The 18,644-nt window shown below is 55.2% G+C and carries 20 protein-coding genes; 10 read left to right on the forward strand and 10 right to left on the reverse strand.

What is annotated here, in order from left to right; genetic code table 11:
* Positions 1-92 precede the first annotated feature (92 nt).
* The 3 genes from PGQ95_RS09150 to pth form a co-directional block, all read right to left on the reverse strand.
* Positions 93-1,334, reverse strand: coding sequence for a tyrosine-type recombinase/integrase (locus tag PGQ95_RS09150; RefSeq protein WP_430917815.1), 1,242 nt, complete (start codon positions 1,332-1,334; stop codon positions 93-95).
* A gap of 214 nt (positions 1,335-1,548) precedes the next feature.
* Positions 1,549-2,640: a redox-regulated ATPase YchF gene (gene ychF, locus PGQ95_RS09155; protein WP_015705079.1), complete on the reverse strand. Its 1,092-nt coding sequence runs from the start codon at positions 2,638-2,640 to the stop codon at positions 1,549-1,551.
* 117 nt (positions 2,641-2,757) lie between these two features.
* The gene (pth, locus tag PGQ95_RS09160) at positions 2,758-3,342 is read right to left on the reverse strand and encodes an aminoacyl-tRNA hydrolase (protein ID WP_015705080.1); all 585 of its coding nucleotides are present in this window, start codon (positions 3,340-3,342) and stop codon (positions 2,758-2,760) included.
* A gap of 271 nt (positions 3,343-3,613) precedes the next feature.
* On the opposite strand from pth, the gene ychH reads away from it, so the two are divergent.
* Complete coding sequence (ychH, locus tag PGQ95_RS09165) at positions 3,614-3,889, forward strand: stress-induced protein YchH (RefSeq protein ID WP_045393789.1); 276 nt, start codon at positions 3,614-3,616, stop codon at positions 3,887-3,889.
* A 43-nt stretch (positions 3,890-3,932) separates the two neighbouring features.
* On the opposite strand, the gene dauA is transcribed toward ychH, so the two are convergent.
* The 4 genes from dauA to lolB all read right to left on the reverse strand — a co-directional run bounded on the left by dauA (position 3,933) and on the right by lolB (position 8,343).
* The gene (dauA, locus tag PGQ95_RS09170; protein WP_430917817.1) at positions 3,933-5,624 is read right to left on the reverse strand and encodes a C4-dicarboxylic acid transporter DauA; all 1,692 of its coding nucleotides are present in this window, start codon (positions 5,622-5,624) and stop codon (positions 3,933-3,935) included.
* Between the two features lie 124 nt (positions 5,625-5,748).
* The gene (prs, locus tag PGQ95_RS09175) at positions 5,749-6,696 is read right to left on the reverse strand and encodes a ribose-phosphate diphosphokinase (protein ID WP_015367113.1); all 948 of its coding nucleotides are present in this window, start codon (positions 6,694-6,696) and stop codon (positions 5,749-5,751) included.
* 181 nt (positions 6,697-6,877) lie between these two features.
* A complete protein-coding gene (gene ispE / locus PGQ95_RS09180) occupies positions 6,878-7,729 on the reverse strand; it encodes a 4-(cytidine 5'-diphospho)-2-C-methyl-D-erythritol kinase (protein WP_430918045.1) in 852 nt (283 codons plus the stop codon).
* Entirely contained in the window at positions 7,729-8,343 is a 615-nt protein-coding gene (lolB, locus tag PGQ95_RS09185) for a lipoprotein insertase outer membrane protein LolB (RefSeq protein WP_015705083.1), read from the reverse strand. Before lolB ends, ispE begins: the two co-directional genes overlap by 1 nt.
* A gap of 271 nt (positions 8,344-8,614) precedes the next feature.
* On the opposite strand from lolB, the gene hemA reads away from it, so the two are divergent.
* The 6 genes from hemA to kdsA are packed head-to-tail and all read left to right on the forward strand — an operon-like array spanning position 8,615 to position 13,944.
* A complete protein-coding gene (gene hemA, locus PGQ95_RS09190) occupies positions 8,615-9,871 on the forward strand; it encodes a glutamyl-tRNA reductase (RefSeq protein WP_015367110.1) in 1,257 nt (418 codons plus the stop codon).
* Between the two features lie 40 nt (positions 9,872-9,911).
* Entirely contained in the window at positions 9,912-10,994 is a 1,083-nt protein-coding gene (gene prfA / locus PGQ95_RS09195; protein WP_015367109.1) for a peptide chain release factor 1, read from the forward strand.
* The gene (prmC, locus tag PGQ95_RS09200; protein WP_430918047.1) at positions 10,994-11,845 is read left to right on the forward strand and encodes a peptide chain release factor N(5)-glutamine methyltransferase; all 852 of its coding nucleotides are present in this window, start codon (positions 10,994-10,996) and stop codon (positions 11,843-11,845) included. Before prfA ends, prmC begins: the two co-directional genes overlap by 1 nt.
* Positions 11,842-12,234 (forward strand): invasion regulator SirB2, encoded by a 393-nt coding sequence (gene sirB2 / locus PGQ95_RS09205; RefSeq protein ID WP_015367107.1) that lies wholly within the window; start codon positions 11,842-11,844, stop codon positions 12,232-12,234. Before prmC ends, sirB2 begins: the two co-directional genes overlap by 4 nt.
* Before the next feature lie 3 nt (positions 12,235-12,237).
* Positions 12,238-13,050, forward strand: a complete 813-nt coding sequence (gene sirB1, locus PGQ95_RS09210; RefSeq protein ID WP_045393803.1) for an invasion regulator SirB1 — start codon at positions 12,238-12,240, stop codon at positions 13,048-13,050.
* A gap of 39 nt (positions 13,051-13,089) precedes the next feature.
* Complete coding sequence (gene kdsA / locus PGQ95_RS09215; protein WP_015367105.1) at positions 13,090-13,944, forward strand: 3-deoxy-8-phosphooctulonate synthase; 855 nt, start codon at positions 13,090-13,092, stop codon at positions 13,942-13,944.
* A gap of 78 nt (positions 13,945-14,022) precedes the next feature.
* Here the strand turns inward: kdsA and chaA are convergent, their stop codons facing one another.
* Complete coding sequence (gene chaA / locus PGQ95_RS09220; protein WP_015367104.1) at positions 14,023-15,123, reverse strand: sodium-potassium/proton antiporter ChaA; 1,101 nt, start codon at positions 15,121-15,123, stop codon at positions 14,023-14,025.
* Between the two features lie 265 nt (positions 15,124-15,388).
* On the opposite strand from chaA, the gene chaB reads away from it, so the two are divergent.
* On the forward strand, positions 15,389-15,619 hold the full coding sequence (gene chaB, locus PGQ95_RS09225; protein WP_015367102.1) for a putative cation transport regulator ChaB: 231 nt from the start codon (positions 15,389-15,391) through the stop codon (positions 15,617-15,619).
* A 148-nt stretch (positions 15,620-15,767) separates the two neighbouring features.
* Complete coding sequence (locus tag PGQ95_RS09230; protein WP_015705085.1) at positions 15,768-16,448, forward strand: gamma-glutamylcyclotransferase; 681 nt, start codon at positions 15,768-15,770, stop codon at positions 16,446-16,448.
* A 28-nt stretch (positions 16,449-16,476) separates the two neighbouring features.
* On the opposite strand, the gene PGQ95_RS09235 is transcribed toward PGQ95_RS09230, so the two are convergent.
* Together PGQ95_RS09235 and PGQ95_RS09240 are read right to left on the reverse strand one after the other, a co-directional pair.
* A complete protein-coding gene (locus PGQ95_RS09235; protein ID WP_015705086.1) occupies positions 16,477-16,719 on the reverse strand; it encodes a DUF1883 domain-containing protein in 243 nt (80 codons plus the stop codon).
* A 228-nt stretch (positions 16,720-16,947) separates the two neighbouring features.
* Positions 16,948-17,301, reverse strand: coding sequence for a DsrE/DsrF/TusD sulfur relay family protein (locus PGQ95_RS09240; protein WP_015367099.1), 354 nt, complete (start codon positions 17,299-17,301; stop codon positions 16,948-16,950).
* A 66-nt stretch (positions 17,302-17,367) separates the two neighbouring features.
* Between PGQ95_RS09240 and nasR the strand changes: the two genes are divergently transcribed.
* Complete coding sequence (nasR, locus tag PGQ95_RS09245; protein WP_430917819.1) at positions 17,368-18,564, forward strand: nitrate regulatory protein NasR; 1,197 nt, start codon at positions 17,368-17,370, stop codon at positions 18,562-18,564.
* Positions 18,565-18,644 lie beyond the last annotated feature (80 nt).

Below are 18,644 nucleotides of genomic sequence, written 5' to 3' on the forward strand. Positions count from 1 at the left end.
TCAACGATCTACCTTCTGCCATGAGCAAACCGAAGGTAAATCGCCGAATATAAATGGCAGCATTGTGGAGAACAAGCTTTCGTTAATGGCGGCTATTGGCACAAAGTGGACCCTGAAGAATGAGTTCTATCCTCGTGGTTCAGTAAGTGCTGTAAGTTCTGCTCGAATTCTGTTATCCATTTGTCCAACATATCAGCCCATTCCTGCATCATCACTTTACGCTCATCAAGATAAGTTGCATGGTTGTATGTGCGGCGAACATTGTTAGTATCAGCGTGCGCAAGTTGGGCCTCAATAGCAGCAGGTCGATAGCCCATCTCGTTTAAGCGGGTACTTCCTGTAGTTCTGGTTGCATGCGGGCTATAAGTACCGCTCCAGCCTAGGCTTTTAAGTAGCTGGCGCAGGGAGTGCGATGTCATTGGACCTTTCGGATTATCCCTGCCCGGAAAAAGGTGCTGTCGATGCCCGGTTAATCTCTGTAGCGTTCTGAGCATGTTGACAGCCTGGGAGGGAAGGGGAATAACGTGTTCTCTGCGGGCTTTCATTCGCGTTGACGGAATGGTCCATAGTGCGTTATCGAGATCGAATTCTGTCCATTCAGCCTCAGTTACTTCGGCTGGTCGCGCCAGCGTCCACCACATGAGCCACATGCAATAGTTAACCTGGTATGAGCCACCACTGTTATCAAAACAGCTTAATAGCTTCCCGATTTTTTGTGGGTTTAATGCCTGTTTGTGCTGTGTCTTATTCGCCGGAATCGCCTTACGCACTGGCCAGACAGGATCGCTATCTGCTCTGAGCGTCGCCACCGCCAGTTCAAAAACGGATGAAATGGTGCGGCGGGCTTCAGCGGCAACGGTCGGAGCGCCGCGCTTAGCCGTTTCCTGAAGAATTTTAAGAATGTGATGTGGAGTGATCTCTCTGACTGGGAGTTTACCAATTGCAGGGAAAACCACTCGTTCGAGCATATCCAGTCGCCGCGTTTTGGTAATTTCGGCCCAGTCTTTCATCTGCAACCACTCTTTAGCGATCAGCTCAAAGGTGTTGGATGCGTCGTTGACCTTGCGAATCTTATCTAACTGGCGAGCCTGTGTCGGGCTAACTCCATCCGCGACTTGTTTACGCGCTTGCTCACATTTCTCCCGAGCTTCGGCAAGTTTGGCCGTTGGGTACTCACCCAACGCGAACATGCTTGATTTGCCGTTGAGTTTAAACCGATAGCGCCATGCCTTTTTGCCGTTGGGTTTCACTTCGAGGTAGAGACCATTGAAGTCATTGAGTCGATAGAGTTTTTCTTTCGGCTTGGCAGTGCGGCATTGCGTATCGGTGAGCATAACGGGGCCTTGTTTATTTATTATACCGTTATTGAACTCACTTAAAATGAAGATGGAAGAATGTTGTACTCATCCATGTACTCATTTTTGACAGCGTTGTTACGAGATGAGCTGAGACATTGTGAAATGAAAAATCCACGCAATTGCGTGGATTTTATAGAGTTTTACCGTTTCTATGGGATTCAGCGAAACCTCATGAGACAACAGAAGTGATTTAGACGTTGAACAAGAAGTTCATCACGTCGCCATCTTTAACGATATAGTCTTTGCCTTCCGCACGCATTTTACCGGCTTCTTTCGCGCCTTGTTCACCTTTGTAAGCAATGAAGTCTTCATAGGCGATGGTCTGGGCGCGGATAAAGCCTTTTTCGAAGTCGGTGTGGATTTTACCGGCAGCCTGCGGCGCGGTCGCGCCAACCGGAATAGTCCATGCGCGAACTTCTTTCACGCCGGCGGTGAAGTAGGTTTGCAGGTTCAGCAGAGCGTAGCCTGCGCGGATCACGCGGTTCAGGCCCGGCTCTTCAAGGCCCAGCTCGGCCATAAACTCATCACGCTCTTCGTCGTCCAGCTCGGCAATGTCGGATTCAACGGCGGCGCAAACCGGAACTACCACAGAACCTTCTTGCTCAGCGATAGCGCGAACCTGGTCGAGATACGGGTTGTTTTCAAAACCGTCTTCGTTAACGTTGGCGATGTACATGGTTGGCTTCAGGGTCAGGAAGCTCAGATAGCGGATCGCTTCTTTCTCTTCTTTGCTCAGATCCAGCGCGCGCAGCATGCCAGCTTTTTCCAGCTGCGGCAGACATTTTTCCAGCGCGGCCAGTTCAACTTTAGCGTCTTTATCGCCGCCTTTGGCTTTCTTGGAAACGCGGTGAATGGCGCGTTCGCAGGTATCGAGGTCGGACAGCGCCAGCTCGGTGTTGATAACGTCAATATCTTCCGCCGGGTCAACTTTACCCGCGACGTGGATAATGTTGTCATTTTCAAAGCAACGCACTACGTGGCCGATGGCTTCGGTTTCACGGATATTGGTCAGGAACTGGTTGCCCAGACCTTCGCCTTTGGACGCGCCTTTAACCAGACCGGCAATATCAACGAATTCCATGGTCGTCGGCAGGATACGCTGCGGCTTGACGATCTCTGCCAGTTTGTCCAGACGCGGATCGGGCATCGGTACGACACCGGTGTTCGGCTCAATGGTACAGAACGGGAAGTTGGCCGCTTCAATACCTGCTTTGGTGAGCGCATTGAACAGGGTGGATTTGCCGACGTTGGGCAAACCGACGATACCGCATTTGAATCCCATGATTTAAATCACCTTAATCTTTGGATAATCAGTCTGTTATGAATAACAGACTGTAGAAAAGTAAATAGCTTCGCCTATTATACACGGTGTGCGGCAAAAATTCCGCACGTCGAACGCTTATTGCGCTTTAAACGCGTGTAAACGGTTGGTTGCTTTAGTTAAACCGTCTTTCAGCCACACCTCGGTACAACGCGCCGCTTCATCAACCGCTTCGTCAATTAACTTCTGTTCGCTGGCCGGTGGTTTACCCAGCACAAAACCGACAACTTTGTTTTTGTCGCCCGGATGGCCAATTCCGACGCGTAAGCGGTGAAAGTTAGGGTTATTACCCAACTTGCTGATTATGTCCTTCAAGCCATTATGGCCGCCGTGCCCGCCGCCAAGTTTAAATTTAGCGACGCCGGGCGGTAAATCGAGCTCGTCGTGAGCGACCAGAATTTCGTCCGGATTAATGCGGTAAAAGGTGGCCATCGCTGCCACGGCCTTGCCGCTGAGATTCATAAAGGTAGTCGGCACCAGCAGGCGCACGTCTTCCCCGGCCAGGTTGAGGCGCGAGGTATAGCCAAAGAATTTGCTCTCTTCGCGCAGCGGCGCGCGGTGGCGCTCCGCCAGTAAATCTACGTACCAGGCGCCAGCGTTATGGCGCGTTGCCGCGTATTCCGCGCCGGGGTTAGCCAGGCCGACAATCAGTTTTATCGTCACTTTTTATTCCTGCATGGGTCGTTCTTTGCCGCGTAGTGTACTGCCTGCGTCGGCGCTTGACAAAATTCTGCCGGCGAAACGCTACCCTTACTGATAATTTCTCCTTTGAACCATTAGAATTTGATGTTGTTCAGTGGCTTATTTGTAAACTTTTGTTGATCAGATGTTCCCGAATGTGATCACTAACGCAATCACTCATATCTCCATTGTCTATACTTAACCTATAAATTTTGGGGATATTCCCATGCAGCCCAAGGTCCGGAGGTGACATATGAAACGCAGAAACGCTTCGTTACTCGGTAACATACTGATGGGTTTAGGGTTGGTTGTGATGGTGGTCGGCGTTGGTTACTCTATTTTAAACCAGCTTCCACAGCTTAACCTGCCGCAATTCTTTGCTCATGGCGCCGTGTTGAGTATTTTCGTCGGCGCCGTTTTGTGGCTGGCGGGCGCTCGCGTAGGCGGTCATGAAAGAGTCACCGACCGCTATTGGTGGGTTCGCCATTACGATAAACGCTGCCGCCGCGATCCGCACCGTCACAGCTAACGGAATTCAGCTCGCCGGATAGCCTTTCCGGCGAGCCTCTCATTTATTGCCCTAATTCTATATCCGCCAGTGCCGCAGTACGGTCTGGGTAGAAGCTCAGGCGTCCCGGAATTGGCTGAACCCCTGCGCGCGCCAGGGTACGCAGCGGCTGGAATTCAAGGTTCGATACCCGCAGCTCGCAGCCTTCCGGCAGGCGTTTCACAAAGCGCAGGAACGCGTCAAGACCACCGGCATCCAGCACCGGTACCGCATCCCACTTCAGCACCACCACGCGTTTGCCTTCAATCCGGCTTTCCAAATCGGTGAACAACCCTTCCGCCGCGGCGAAAAACAGCGGGCCGATCACCCGTAGCACCAGTACATCGTCCGGCACTTCAACGTTGACTGACGCCAGTCGCGTCATGCGCGCGATGCGGCGCATAAACAGCAGCGAAGCCAGCACGATACCGACGCTAATGGCGATGACCATATCGAACAGCACGGTCAGCGACATGCACATCAACAGTACGACGATGTCATCTTTTGGTCCGTGGCGTAGCAGGTTAATCACCTTATGCGCTTCGCTCATGTTCCACGCTACCATCAGCAGCAGGGCGGCCATGGCCGACAGCGGCAGCCATGAGAGCAGCGGGGCGAGGATTAACAATGCGAGGATCACCAGCAGGGCATGGATCACCGCGGAAATCGGCGAAGTTGCGCCAGCGCGTACGTTAGCCGCGGAGCGGGCAATCGCCGCGGTGGCGGTGATACCGCCAAAGAACGGCGCGATGATATTGCCAAGGCCCTGGCCTACCAGCTCGCTGTTCGCTTTGTGCTTGGTGCCGGTCATACCGTCGAGCACCACCGCGCAGAGCAGTGATTCAATGGCACCCAGCATCGCCATAGAGAAGGCGGCAGGCAGCAGCGCGCGCAGCGACGACCAGCTCAGGGTAAACTCCGAGCCCGGCATATCCCACGGCAACACCAGTTGCGGCAGCAGCTGCGGGATACCATTGCCCTGGCTGCCGTCGGCGAGTACATAGTGGAACTGCGAGCCGATGGTCGCCACATGCCCGCCAAGCACATTAACGATACCCATCACCGCGCAGCCCGCCAGCAGCGCCGGCAGGTGCCCCGGCAAGCGGATGCCCAAACGCGGCCAGAAAATCAGAATACCCAGCGTCACGATACCGATGGCGGCATCGCCAACGTTAATTGTCGGCAGCGCCATCACCAGCGCGCCGACTTTCTGCAGATAATGCTCTGGGACATGCGCCATCTGCAGACCAAGGAAGTCTTTAATTTGCATGGTACCGATAGTGATGCCGATACCAGAGGTAAAGCCAAGGGTGACTGAAAGCGGGATATATTCAATCAGACGGCCAAAGCGGGCGAGGCCGAAAAGGATTAAGAAAATACCCGACATTAGCGTCGCCACCAGCAGGCCGGCAAGGCCAAACTGTTGTGACACCGGATAGAGGATCACCACGAAGGCCGCGGTGGGGCCGGAAACGCTAAAGCGCGAACCGCCGGTCAGGGCGATGACAATCCCCGCCACCGCCGAGGTGTAAAGTCCATATTGCGGCGCTACGCCGCTGCCAATTGCTAACGCCATCGCCAGCGGGATAGCGATGATCCCGACGGTTATTCCGGCGATGAGATCGCGGGTAAAGCGCGATGCGGTGTACTTTTCTTTCCAGCAAGCGTCGATGAGGGCGCGGAAAGGCATCACATGTGAGGAAAATAATCTATTCACAATAATGTTTCATCCATGAGCGCATCATCTGTCAACTGAATGGCAGGTGAAGGAGGCATTAGTCATACAAATATGAACCAGAGACAAAAAAACCCGCCGCAGCGGGTTTTTCGGCTGGGCTCGATTAGTGCTCGAACATAGCAGAAATGGATTCTTCGTTGCTGATACGACGAATCGCTTCGGCCAGCATACCAGACAGGGTCAGGGTACGGACTTTGTCCAGCGCTTTGATTTCCGGCGTCAGCGGAATGGTATCGCAGACGACGAATTCATCAATCACAGAGTTTTTAATGTTCTGGATAGCATTGCCGGAGAAGATCGGGTGAGTCGCGTAGGCGAAGACACGTTTCGCACCGCGTTCTTTCAGCGCTTCCGCTGCTTTACACAGGGTGCCGCCGGTATCGATCATGTCATCAACCATCACGCAGTCACGGCCAGCGACGTCGCCGATGATATGCATCACCTGAGAAACGTTAGCGCGCGGGCGGCGTTTATCGATGATCGCCATGTCGGTATCGTTCAGCAGCTTTGCGATAGCGCGAGCGCGAACCACGCCGCCGATGTCCGGAGAAACCACGATCGGGTTGTCCAGATTCAGCTGCAGCATATCTTCGAGCAGAATTGGGCTACCGAATACGTTATCAACAGGAACATCAAAGAAGCCCTGAATCTGTTCAGCGTGCAGGTCAACGGTCAGAACGCGGTCAACGCCGACACTGGACAGGAAGTCAGCGACGACTTTTGCGGTGATTGGCACACGAGCGGAACGTACGCGACGGTCCTGGCGGGCATAGCCGAAGTAAGGGATAACAGCGGTGATACGGCCTGCAGAAGCGCGACGCAGGGCATCAACCATAACAACCAATTCCATCAGGTTGTCATTGGTGGGAGCACAAGTGGACTGGATGATGAAAATATCACCACCGCGTACGTTTTCGTTGATTTGTACGCTGACTTCGCCGTCGCTAAAACGACCTACAGCGGCGTCGCCAAGAGAAGTGTACAGGCGGTTGGCAATACGTTGTGCTAGTTCCGGGGTGGCGTTACCAGCAAAAAGCTTCATATCAGGCACGAGAAGAACCTCAGGCATGCGTCCAGTGGTGGATGAAACGGGCCATTAAACTGTGCGGGCCGGCGCCATCTCATCCAGGCGGTGTATTAAAGAGCACGATGCAACGTCTGGAACAGGGTGACGTTGTCACCGATACTCTGTTTGCCCGGCAAACTTGCCGTTATTCATGCAAAAAGCAGAATTACTTCAGTAGGGCTTGCTTCAGCGGCGAGACATTAATTCCTCGCGCAACAAAGCCTTGCAGCCATTCCGGGGCTTTTTCCAGCACCTGACGAGCGGCGGATTCGGTGTCAAATTCAGCAAAGACACAGGCTCCTGTGCCAGTCAGGCGCGACGGCGCGTATTCTAACAGCCAGGAAAGCGTTGCATCAACCTCACGAAAACATTTTCTTGCGATAACCTCGCAATCGTTGCCGAATTCACAGTTTAGTAAGGTATTAATTGACCTGCTCGGGGTATTTCGTGGTAACTCCGGATCGCGAAAAATGATCGGCGTCGGGATACTCACGCCCGGGTGGGCGACCAGATACCATTTTTCCGGCGGATCGACCGGGGTGAGAATCTCGCCAACCCCTTCGGCAAACGCCGCGTGGCCGCGAACGAAAACCGGGACATCGGCGCCGAGCTGTAGCCCAAGCGTCGCCAGTTGGTCTTCGCTAAGCCCGCAGCCCCACAGATGATTGAGGGCTACCAGCACCGTCGCGGCATTGGAAGAGCCGCCACCTAAGCCGCCGCCCATCGGCAGGCGTTTGTCGATGCTGATATCCGCGCCGCTGCCAGTGGGGAGTTGACCGTGAGACTCCGCCGCCGCCATCAGTAGCCTGGCGGCGCGAATAATCAGGTTCTCTTCATCCGGCACGCCGGCGACCGGCGTTAACAGCCGCAGTTTCCCGTCGCGGCGTGGTTCAATAGTCAGCATGTCGCCATAGTCGAGAAACTGAAACAGCGTCTGCAGCGTGTGATATCCATCGGCGCGTTGACCGGTGATATACAAAAAGAGATTCAATTTTGCAGGGGCGGGCCAGCGACTCATCATTTCACAATCCAGTTATCCATTTTCAGCTTGATGCGCTGGCTGCCGTTGTTGAGTTCCATATTAGACGGCAGGGTGGGTTTGGTGTCGCTGGTGTAGCCGCTGTAGGTCACGTGCCAGGTTTTACCGTTCTGCGTGTAGTTGAGTTCGCGCAGGCGGTACTGGTCATCCAGCGAATAGTCGGTGGCATCGCCCGGCAGGCCGATAATCCACTGACGCAGGCTGTTAAGCGGGATCGGCATGCCGGTCAGGCGGCCAATCATCTCTTCGGCATCGGTGGCGTTGTAAGTCTGGCCTTTGTTGTCAATCAATTGGACGCCGCCCGGCTGCGCGGTTAATGACAGTTCGGTGCTGCCAAGCGGGTTGGTCAGCAGCAGGCGGTAGCGGTCCTGGCCGGTTTGTTGCCAGAAGAAACGGGCATACACTTTCTGCTCATCGGACAGATAGGCAAACGCCCCGCGAGTCTGGAACTGGTTAAGGTTGCGGACATCCTGCTGGTGCTGGCGCCACTGTGGGGAATCCGGGCTTTTGCCGGGCCCTTGCGGCGGAGTATTGATTGCACAGGCGGTCAGAACGAGGCTTGCCAACGGCAGCAGGCGGAACAGTCGATTCATAATGATGACAAATCCTTGATGTCTACAGTGAAATGCGGCGACTGATGGTTCGCACACCGATTTGTGTAGCGGGTTGCAATAATAACCCTTAATGCTAGCGTCGCTGGCCGATAGCGTCTACGTTCAAGTTGTCTGAAATCAAAAAATTACCGTTAGTGGCTATTAAGCCCTGACTATTACTCCAAAAGGGGGGCGTCTCTTTTATTGAGTACGCGCATCCTGTATGATGCGCTCAGACTAACCTTAGCAACGCTGGTACTATTCCCTCACCATGACCCTTTTAGCTCTTGGCATCAACCACAAAACAGCTCCGGTAGCGCTGCGAGAACGCGTAACGTTTTCGCCGGATACGCTCGACAAGGCGCTGGAGAGCTTATTGGCTCAGCCAATGGTGCAGGGCGGGGTGGTGCTATCAACCTGTAATCGCACGGAGCTGTATCTCAGCGTTGAAGAGCAGGACAACCTGCAGGAAGCGCTGATCCGCTGGCTATGTGACTTCCACGGCCTGAATGAAGAAGACCTACGTAAAAGTCTTTATTGGCATCAGGATAACGACGCCGTCAGCCATCTGATGCGTGTCGCCAGCGGCCTGGATTCACTCGTGCTTGGCGAGCCGCAAATCCTCGGGCAGGTGAAAAAAGCGTTTGCGGATTCCAGCCGCGGCCATCTGAACGTCAGCGAACTGGAGCGCATGTTCCAGAAATCGTTCTCGGTGGCTAAGCGTGTACGTACCGAAACCGATATCGGCGCCAGCGCCGTTTCCGTTGCTTTCGCCGCCTGTACGCTGGCGCGACAAATTTTTGAATCGCTCTCCAGCGTCACGGTGTTACTGGTTGGCGCGGGGGAAACGATAGAACTGGTCGCCCGCCATCTGCGCGAACATAACGTTCGCAAAATGGTGATTGCCAACCGCACCCGTGAACGCGCCCAGGCGCTGGCGGATGAAGTCGGCGCGGAAGTTATCGCCCTCAGCGATATCGACGAGCGCTTAAAAGACGCCGATATCATTATCAGTTCTACCGCCAGCCCGCTGCCGATCATCGGCAAAGGGATGGTCGAGCGCGCGCTGAAGGCGCGCCGCAATCAGCCGATGCTGCTGGTAGATATCGCGGTGCCCCGCGACGTCGAGCCGGAAGTCGGCAAGCTGGCCAACGCCTATCTGTACAGCGTTGATGACCTGCAAAATATCATTCAGCACAATCTGGCGCAGCGTAAGGCCGCGGCGGTGCAGGCGGAATCGATCGTCGAGCAGGAAACCAGCGAATTTATGGCCTGGCTGCGCGCCCAAAGCGCCAGCGAGACTATCCGCGAATATCGTTCCCAATCCGAGCAGGTTCGCGAGGAGCTGACGGCGAAAGCGCTTGCCGCGCTGGAGCAGGGCGGCGATGCGCAGGAAATTATGCAAGATCTGGCCCGTAAGCTGACCAACCGCCTGATCCACGCTCCAACCAAATCTCTTCAGCAGGCTGCCCGTGACGGGGATGATGAACGCCTGCATATTCTGCGCAACAGCCTCGGGCTGGAATAGCGCACATTTCTCTATTTAAAGACAGGGTGAATTCACGCCTATGAAGCCTTCTATTGTTGCTAAACTGGAAGCTCTGTACGAACGCCATGAAGAAGTTCAGGCGCTGCTTGGCGACGCCGCCACCATTGCCGACCAGGATCGTTTCCGCGCGCTGTCGCGCGAATATGCGCAGCTTGGCGATGTCGCCCGCTGCTATACCGACTGGCGCCAGGTGCAGGACGATATCGAAACCGCGCAGATGATGCTCGACGATCCGGAAATGCGCGAAATGGCGCAGGAAGAGCTGCGCGATGCCAAAGAAAAAAGCGAAGCGCTGGAACAGCAGCTGCAGGTGCTGCTGCTGCCGAAAGATCCAGACGATGAGCGCAACGCTTTTGTCGAAGTTCGCGCCGGCACCGGTGGCGATGAAGCGGCGCTGTTCGCCGGCGATCTCTTCCGCATGTACACCCGCTACGCTGAAGCCCGCCGCTGGCGGGTCGAAATCATGAGCGCCAACGAAGGCGAACATGGTGGATTTAAAGAAGTGATTGCCAAGATCAGCGGCGATGGCGTCTATGGGCGGCTGAAATTTGAATCCGGCGGCCATCGTGTCCAGCGCGTTCCGGCGACCGAATCGCAGGGGCGTATCCACACCTCCGCCTGTACCGTGGCGGTGATGCCGGAGCTGCCGGAAGCCGAAATGCCGGATATCAACCCGGCGGACCTGCGTATCGATACCTTCCGTTCCTCGGGGGCGGGCGGCCAGCACGTCAACACCACCGACTCCGCTATCCGTATTACCCACTTGCCGACCGGTATCGTCGTTGAATGTCAGGACGAACGTTCGCAGCATAAAAACAAAGCCAAGGCGCTGTCGGTGCTGGGCGCGCGTATTCGCGCCGCCGAAGTCGCCAAGCGTCAGCAGGCGGAAGCGTCTACCCGTCGTAATCTGCTGGGCAGCGGTGACCGCAGCGACCGCAACCGTACCTACAACTTCCCGCAGGGCCGCGTGACCGACCACCGTATCAACCTGACCCTTTACCGTCTGGATGAAACCATGGAAGGCAAACTGGATATGCTGATCGAACCGATTGTGCAGGAATTCCAGGCTGACCAGCTGGCGGCGCTTTCCGAGCAGGAATGATGACCTTCCGACAGTGGCTCACTCAGGCGATAGCCCGGCTCGGCGCGAGCGAAAGCCCGCGTCGCGACGCCGAGATCTTACTGGGGCACGTCACCAGCAAAGCGCGGACCTGGATCCTCGCTTTTGACGAAACCGTATTGACGGCGGAACAGTTGGCGGAACTGGAAGCATTGCTGGCGCGCCGCGCCAACGGCGAGCCGGTGGCGCATCTGGTGGGTCAGCGCGAGTTCTGGTCGCTGCCGCTGTTTGTCTCGCCGGCGACGCTTATCCCGCGCCCCGACACAGAATGCCTGGTCGAGCAGGCGCTGGTACGCTTGCCGCAGACGGCCTGCCGCATCCTGGATCTTGGCACCGGCACCGGCGCTATCGCTCTGGCGCTGGCCAGCGAGCGGGCGGACTGCGAGATTATTGCCGTTGATTTTATGCCTGACGCCGCGGCGCTCGCCGCGCGCAATGCCGCTCATCTCGCTCTCAACAACGTGACCGTGCTGCAAAGCGACTGGTTTAGCGCGCTCAAGGAGCAGCGGTTCGCGATGATTGTCAGTAATCCCCCCTATATCGATGAAACCGATCCGCATCTTGCCGAAGGGGATGTTCGCTTCGAGCCGAGAACGGCATTGGTCGCCGCCGACCAGGGACTGGCCGATTTAGCGCATATCATCCGTGAAGGACGCAACTACCTGCTACCCGATGGTTTTATGCTACTGGAACATGGCTGGAAACAGGGCGAAGCGGTACGCGCATTGTTTAATGAAGCAGGATATCGCGACGTCGAGACCTGCCGCGATTATGGCGATAACGAACGTCTGACTCTCGGGCGTTGGCCGCACAAGGAGCAAGCCGGCGAATGAATTTATTTACTGCAGTACTCTATTTGCATATTGCCTGCGTGGTGACATCCGTCGGGCTTTTCGTGTTGCGTTACTGGTGGACCTACAGCGGTAGCGCGATGCTCAATCAGCGCTGGGTACGTATTGCGCCGCATTGTAGCGATACGCTGCTGTTCCTCAGCGGCGCGGGATTAATGGCGATAACGCACTATCTGCCGTTTACCGAAGATGGCGCATGGCTGACTGAAAAGCTGTTTGGCGTTATCATTTACATCGCATTAGGATTTATTGCGTTGGGCCGACGTCGCCCGCGCCGCCAGCAGACCCGGTTCATCGCCTTTCTGCTGGCGCTGGTGGTGTTGTTCTTCATCGTTCAACTCGCCATCACAAGAATACCGTTACTGGGGTAAGGCATGAGGTCATTAGCTGATTTCGAATTTAACAAAGCGCCATTATGCGAAGGCATGGTCCTCATTTCTGAATTGATCCGCGACGACTTTCCGACGCACTTTGTGCAGGATGAGCTGCAGCGGTTGTTAACACTGGCGCAGGAAGAAATTGCCACCTCCTGGGATCAGGAGCGTCAGCTCGACCGGTTGCTGGAATTGTTCTATCACGAGTGGGGCTTCGGCGCATCGCAGGGCATCTATCGTCTGTCCGATGCGCTATGGCTGGATAAAGTGCTGGTGAATCGCCAGGGAAGCGCTGTGTCGCTGGGGGCGATTCTGTTATGGATTGCCCAGCGTCTGGATCTGCCGGTGGTGCCGGTTATCTTCCCGACGCAGATGTTGCTGCGCGCCGACCCGGACACCAGCGAAGAGATGTGGCTGATTAACCCATTCAACGGCGAAACGCTTGATGAACACACGCTTGAGGTGTGGCTGAAGGGAAATATCAGCCCGGTGGCCGAGCTGTTTAATGAAGATCTCGATGAGGCCGACAACGCCGAAGTGATCCGCAAACTGCTCGATACGCTGAAATCGGCGCTGATGGAAGAGCGGCAGATGGAACTGGCGCTGCGCGCCAGCGAAGCGCTGCTGCAGTTTAATCCAGAGGACCCGTATGAAATTCGCGACCGCGGGCTTATCTACGCCCAACTGGAGTGCGATCACGTGGCGCTGCTGGATCTCAATTATTTCGTTGAGCAGTGTCCGGAGGATCCGATTAGCGAGATGATCCGTGCGCAGATCAACACGATTTCACATAAACAAATTACATTGCATTAGTCTGGAACCATTCCGGTTACACCCTGATAAGGCGATCTTATGAAACAAAAAGTGGTTAGCATTGGTGATATCAACGTAGCAAACGACCTGCCGTTCGTGCTGTTTGGCGGAATGAACGTGCTGGAGTCCCGCGATCTTGCGATGCGTATCTGCGAACATTATGTGACCGTCACGCAAAAGCTGGGCATTCCGTATGTGTTCAAAGCCTCTTTTGATAAAGCCAACCGTTCTTCCATCCACTCCTATCGTGGGCCAGGACTGGAAGAAGGGATGAAGATTTTCCAGGAGCTGAAGCAGACTTTCGGCGTGAAAATCATCACCGACGTTCACGAAGCCAGCCAGGCGCAGCCGGTGGCCGACGTGGTTGACGTGATCCAGCTGCCAGCGTTCCTCGCGCGTCAGACTGACCTGGTGGAAGCGATGGCTAAAACTGGCGCTGTCATCAACGTCAAGAAACCGCAATTCGTCAGCCCGGGCCAGATGGGCAACATCGTTGATAAATTCATCGAAGGCGGGAACGACAAAGTGATCCTGTGCGATCGCGGCGCTAACTTCGGCTACGACAACCTGGTCGTTGATATGCTCGGCTTCGGCGTAATGAAGAAAGCGTCCAACAACTCGCCGGTCATCTTTGACGTGACCCACGCCCTGCAGTGCCGCGACCCGTTTGGCGCTGCCTCAGGCGGCCGCCGCGCTCAGGTGACGGAACTGGCTCGCGCCGGGATGGCGGTGGGTATCGCCGGACTGTTCATTGAAGCGCACCCGGATCCGGACCACGCGAAATGTGATGGCCCGTCCGCGCTGCCGCTGGCTAAACTGGAACCGTTCCTGAAGCAAATGAAAGCGATCGACGATCTGGTGAAAAGCTTCGACGAGCTGGATACCAGCAACTAAGTTTCGCTGAGCAGTAAAAAAGCCTGCCGGTTTCGCCACCGACAGGCTTTTTTTTGGGCTTTATTGCTGATTACCCGGTCAGGCAAATATCGTCATCAGGTAGGCGGCGAACAGCGCCAGATGCGCCGCGCCGTTGAGGACATTGGTGCGCCCGGTTGAGAACGAGATATGGCACAGCACCAGCGACGCCACCATCACCACCATTTCCGGCGCTCCCAAACCGAAGCGGAGTTCATTGCCGGTAAGGAAGGCGATAAGCGTGACGACAGGCACCGTCAGGGAAATCGTCGCCAGCACCGAACCAAAGAAGAGATTCATTGCGCGCTGCACCTGATTATTCAGCACCGCTTTCAGTGCGCCGAGTCCTTCCGGGGAGAGGATCAGCAGCGCCACCAGGAAACCGGTAAAGGCTACCGGCGCGTTCATGCTGGTCAACAGTGTTTCCAGCGGATTAGCGTTCATTTTGGTAACGGCGATAACCGCAACCAGGTGTACCAGTAACCAGGCTGTGTGCCAGCCGCTACTGTGCGCCGATGGCTTACCGTGATGCGGGTCGTCATCATCGCTGTCATCTTCATGCTCGTACACAAACAGACTCTGGTGCGTTTTGGTCTGAATGAGCAGGAATACGCCGTACATGGCGGCGGAAATCAGCGCCACCAGCAGCGCCTGGCCAGTGCTGAAATTGGCGCCCGGCAGCGCCATAGGGAATACCAGTACGATAATCGCCAGCGGGAAGAGGGCGATCAGGTACTGCTTGATACCAAACAAATTCATATACTGCGTGGCGAATTTACGCCCGCCCAGCAGTAAAGAGAAGCCGACCAAACCGCCGGTGACGATCATAATGATTGAATATAACGTATCGCGCATTAGCGTTGGCGCGGCGTCGCCGGTCGCCATTAATGCGGAAATCAGGCTCACTTCAAGAATGACCACTGACAGGCTCAAAATTAATGAACCATAGGGCTCGCCGAGACGGTGAGCAAGAACGTCGGCATGGCGAACCACGCTAAATGCGCTACTCAGAATCCCGACTAGCGCCAGAATATTAATCGCAACGACCACTGGTAGTGATTGACTGCTTCCCCAGAGAAACAGCACCACCAGTGCTAAAACCGGAAAAACGAGGGAGGTCTCCTTGTGGCGGGTCTTAACCGCCTCATGTGCATGTGTCATGAACCATCTCCATTTATGCAGGTGTTATAATTATAGATAACGTAAGTTGATAAAATAACAGACATTGATAGGTTTAATTTGTATTTTTACTTAAATTTACCACTCTTGCATAAGAAATGCGTTGGTCTGCTAAAAAAAGCTGTTACGTATGTTTTATATATATTTTTCAGATGATTACTAAAATTCATTTCTCAATATTCCTGCCATTTGCCAACCTGGCAATTGTGTTCCAGACTTAGCTTTTACCCTGATTCTGGAGGTCATGATGCCTTATCGTAGTAAACAAGAACTTCCCGATAGCGTTCAGCACGTCTTGCCGGAACACGCGCAGGAAATTTATAAAGAAGCTTTCAATAGCGCGTGGGACCAATATAAAGACAAAGCCGACCGTCGCGATGATGCCAGCCGTGAGGAGACGGCGCATAAAGTCGCTTGGGCGGCGGTGAAAAATGATTATCAAAAAGGCGATGACGACAAATGGCATAAGAAAAAGTAATCACTTTTGCGATCTAATTTTTTGTCAGACCCCTTGTCAACGCTCCGTTAATTGCTTATTGAGTAATAAAGCTGGATAATAATTCAGCAATATTCACGGATGGCACAGATTATCGCCGGGAAGCAGGCAGTGGCGGAGGTAGTAGAAAGTGTTAACTCGTGATTTCTTGATGAATGCGGATTGTAAGACGGCGTTTGGCGCGATTGAGGAATCGCTGCTGTGGTCGGCTGAGCAACGGGCGGCCTCGTTGGCGGCGACCCTGGCCTGTCGTCCGGACAACGGTTCGGTGTGGATTTTTGGCTACGGTTCGTTGATGTGGAACCCGGCGCTGGAATACAGCGAATCCTGCACCGGTACGCTGCCGGGTTGGCATCGCGCGTTTTGCCTGCGCCTGACCGCCGGTCGCGGCAGCGCGCATCAGCCGGGCAGGATGCTGGCGTTGAAGGAAGGCGGGCGTACCACCGGCGTGGCCTATCGTCTGCCGGATGAGACGCTGGAGCAAGAGCTGACGCTACTGTGGAAGCGAGAAATGATCACCGGCTGCTATTTGCCAACCTGGTGCCGTCTTGAGCTCGACGATGGGCGCACGGTGAATGCGCTGGTGTTTATTATGGATCCGCGCCACCCGCTGTATGAATCCGATACCAGCGCGCAGACCATCGCGCCGCTAATTGCCCGCGCCAGCGGGCCGCTTGGCACCAATGCTCAGTATCTCTTTTCGTTGGATCAGGAATTACGCAAGCTTGGCATGCGCGACGCCAGTCTTGACGATCTGATTATCCAGGTGCGACATCTGGTCGGCGAGGCGAGCCAACCCGGGCTCGCATAAAAACGCCCGGTCCGCCGGGCGTGGAGATTCAGGCGGGAACGTAGCTAATGGAGTGCTCCAGCGACTGGCTATGGCTATCGATCAGCACGTTCCAGGTGCCGCTGTAGGGCACGGTGAGATAAGCGCTATCCCTGTCCTGCACGCTAAAAATATCGGCGTGGCTGTCGCCGGCGGCCTTGGCGCTCATTAAGTGAATATGACAGCGCTCCGAACAGCGCACCACCAGCGTATCACCGCCGAATAACGTTAAACTTGCTTTTACCATTGCCATTTTCATAACCCCGTTTCTGTCTCTGAATACATCAACCCGCGCGTGATATTGTTCACACTTTGCTCGTTGCATAACACCAAAGGGGGAGCGCGTGGATGATGATTTCGATCAACAAAATGGATAACGATTAAACAAAAATGACAATCTTCCTGAAAGCGTTCAGGTGGCGTACTTTTGCATCAGCAATAGCCGCCAGCCTGACATTTAATCCTGTTAATGGCGATTAATTTAGAAGGTCAGCACTTTATCCGCCGCCAGCGTCCACTGCGCCAGCTCGACCAGCGTTCCCACTTCCACGCCATCTACTAATGGCAAATGGGTGATCCCGCGTCCGTCCGTACAGGTCTTGCAGAGTTTTACCGGCACATTCTGCGCGGTGAGGATCTCAAGCATCTGCTGGATGTTATAGCCTTCCGCCGGTTTCTGTCCGCGAAGCCCGGCGGTCACCGCATCGGACATTAAAAACAGCTTCAGATCGAGGTCTGACTCCTGCTCGCGCAGGGCGATAGCCAGGCGCAGGCTATTAAACAGAGATTCGCTGCCGTAGGCGGCGCCGTTGGCGACAATCACAATACGTTGCATAAAGACTCCTTTTATCAGGCACGGTTATTGCTTAGCTTTACCTAAAGACGTAATTCGGGAGAGGGTATGAATAATACGACCGGCATGACGCCTGAAGCAATCGGCTGGTTTCATTATGCGCGCCAACTACAAAAACAGCAGCTCCGCAAGCTAACGCAGCAAGGGGCGCTGGCGAGCGAAATAAGTGGGTTGGTCCATATGCTGCAGTGCGAGCGCGGCGCCTCCAATATGTGGCTCTCTTCCGATGGCCGCTTGTATGACGCCGAACGCCGGGCGGGCGGGGCGCTGGTGGACGCGCGCTTAAGCGCTTTTTATGCTGCGCTGCAACCGGCGCGGGAATCCGCCAGTAGCGCGCTCTGTTGGCGTATAGCCAGCGCGGTGTGGTATCTGGCGCAACTTCCGGCGCTGCGAGCGGCGGTGCAAGGCCGCACGGTGGACGCTCAGGAGGCCACTCAGCGCTTTAGCCGTATTATTCGCCATTTATTGAATATCGTGCCGCAGTTGAATGACAGCATAGACGATCCGCAGATCGCCAGGCGTATGGTCGCCCTGTACAGCTTTATGCAGGGTAAAGAGCTGGCCGGCCAGGAGCGCGCGCTGGGGGCGTTGGGCTTTGCGCGAGGCCAATTTAACGGCGAGCTCCGTCAGCAGCTGGTTGACCGCATTGACGGTCAGCAGCCCTGTTTTGACAGCTTTCAGGCACTTTCCGGTCTGCCACGGGCGCTTGAGCTGCTGCAGGGTTGCGAAGCCGGGCGCGAGATAGAGCAACTGCGGCGCATCGCCTGTACCCGCCAGCCCTCGGCGGACGAAGGGGCCGCGGCGCAGCGCTGGTTTAGCCTGCAAACTGAACGGCTTGAGCAGATGCGCGGTCTGGAGGAGGCGTTGATTGCCGACCTGCTCAGCGCGACCCGGCAGTTGCTCGAACGTGGAGAAGACGATATGCCTCCGCTGCAATGGCCTGAAGAAGAAGGCGGCGATAGCCTGACTTTGCGCCTGGATAAGCAGCTGCTGCCGCTGGTCCGCCAGCAGGCGTGGGAACTTGAGCAACTTTCCGGCCAACTGGCTTCACTGAAAGCCACGCTTGAAGAGCGCAAGATTATTGATAAGGCGAAAGCGCTGCTGATAAGCCATCAAGGGATGCAGGAAGAACAAGCCTGGCAGGCTCTGCGTAAAATGGCGATGGATAAGAACCAGCGGATGGTTGAAATCGCCCGCGCGTTGCTAACGGTGAAAGCCCTGCTGCCGGACTCATCGTCAAATTGAATGCACAATCAGCGGGCAGGCATTGCCTGACGATGGTGCAATAGTTTACGCGGGGAGCGGTAAAACAACGTCTGGCGGGC

This window comes from Klebsiella sp. 141240 (assembly GCF_050600805.1).
Lineage (GTDB): Bacteria > Pseudomonadota > Gammaproteobacteria > Enterobacterales > Enterobacteriaceae > Klebsiella > Klebsiella aerogenes.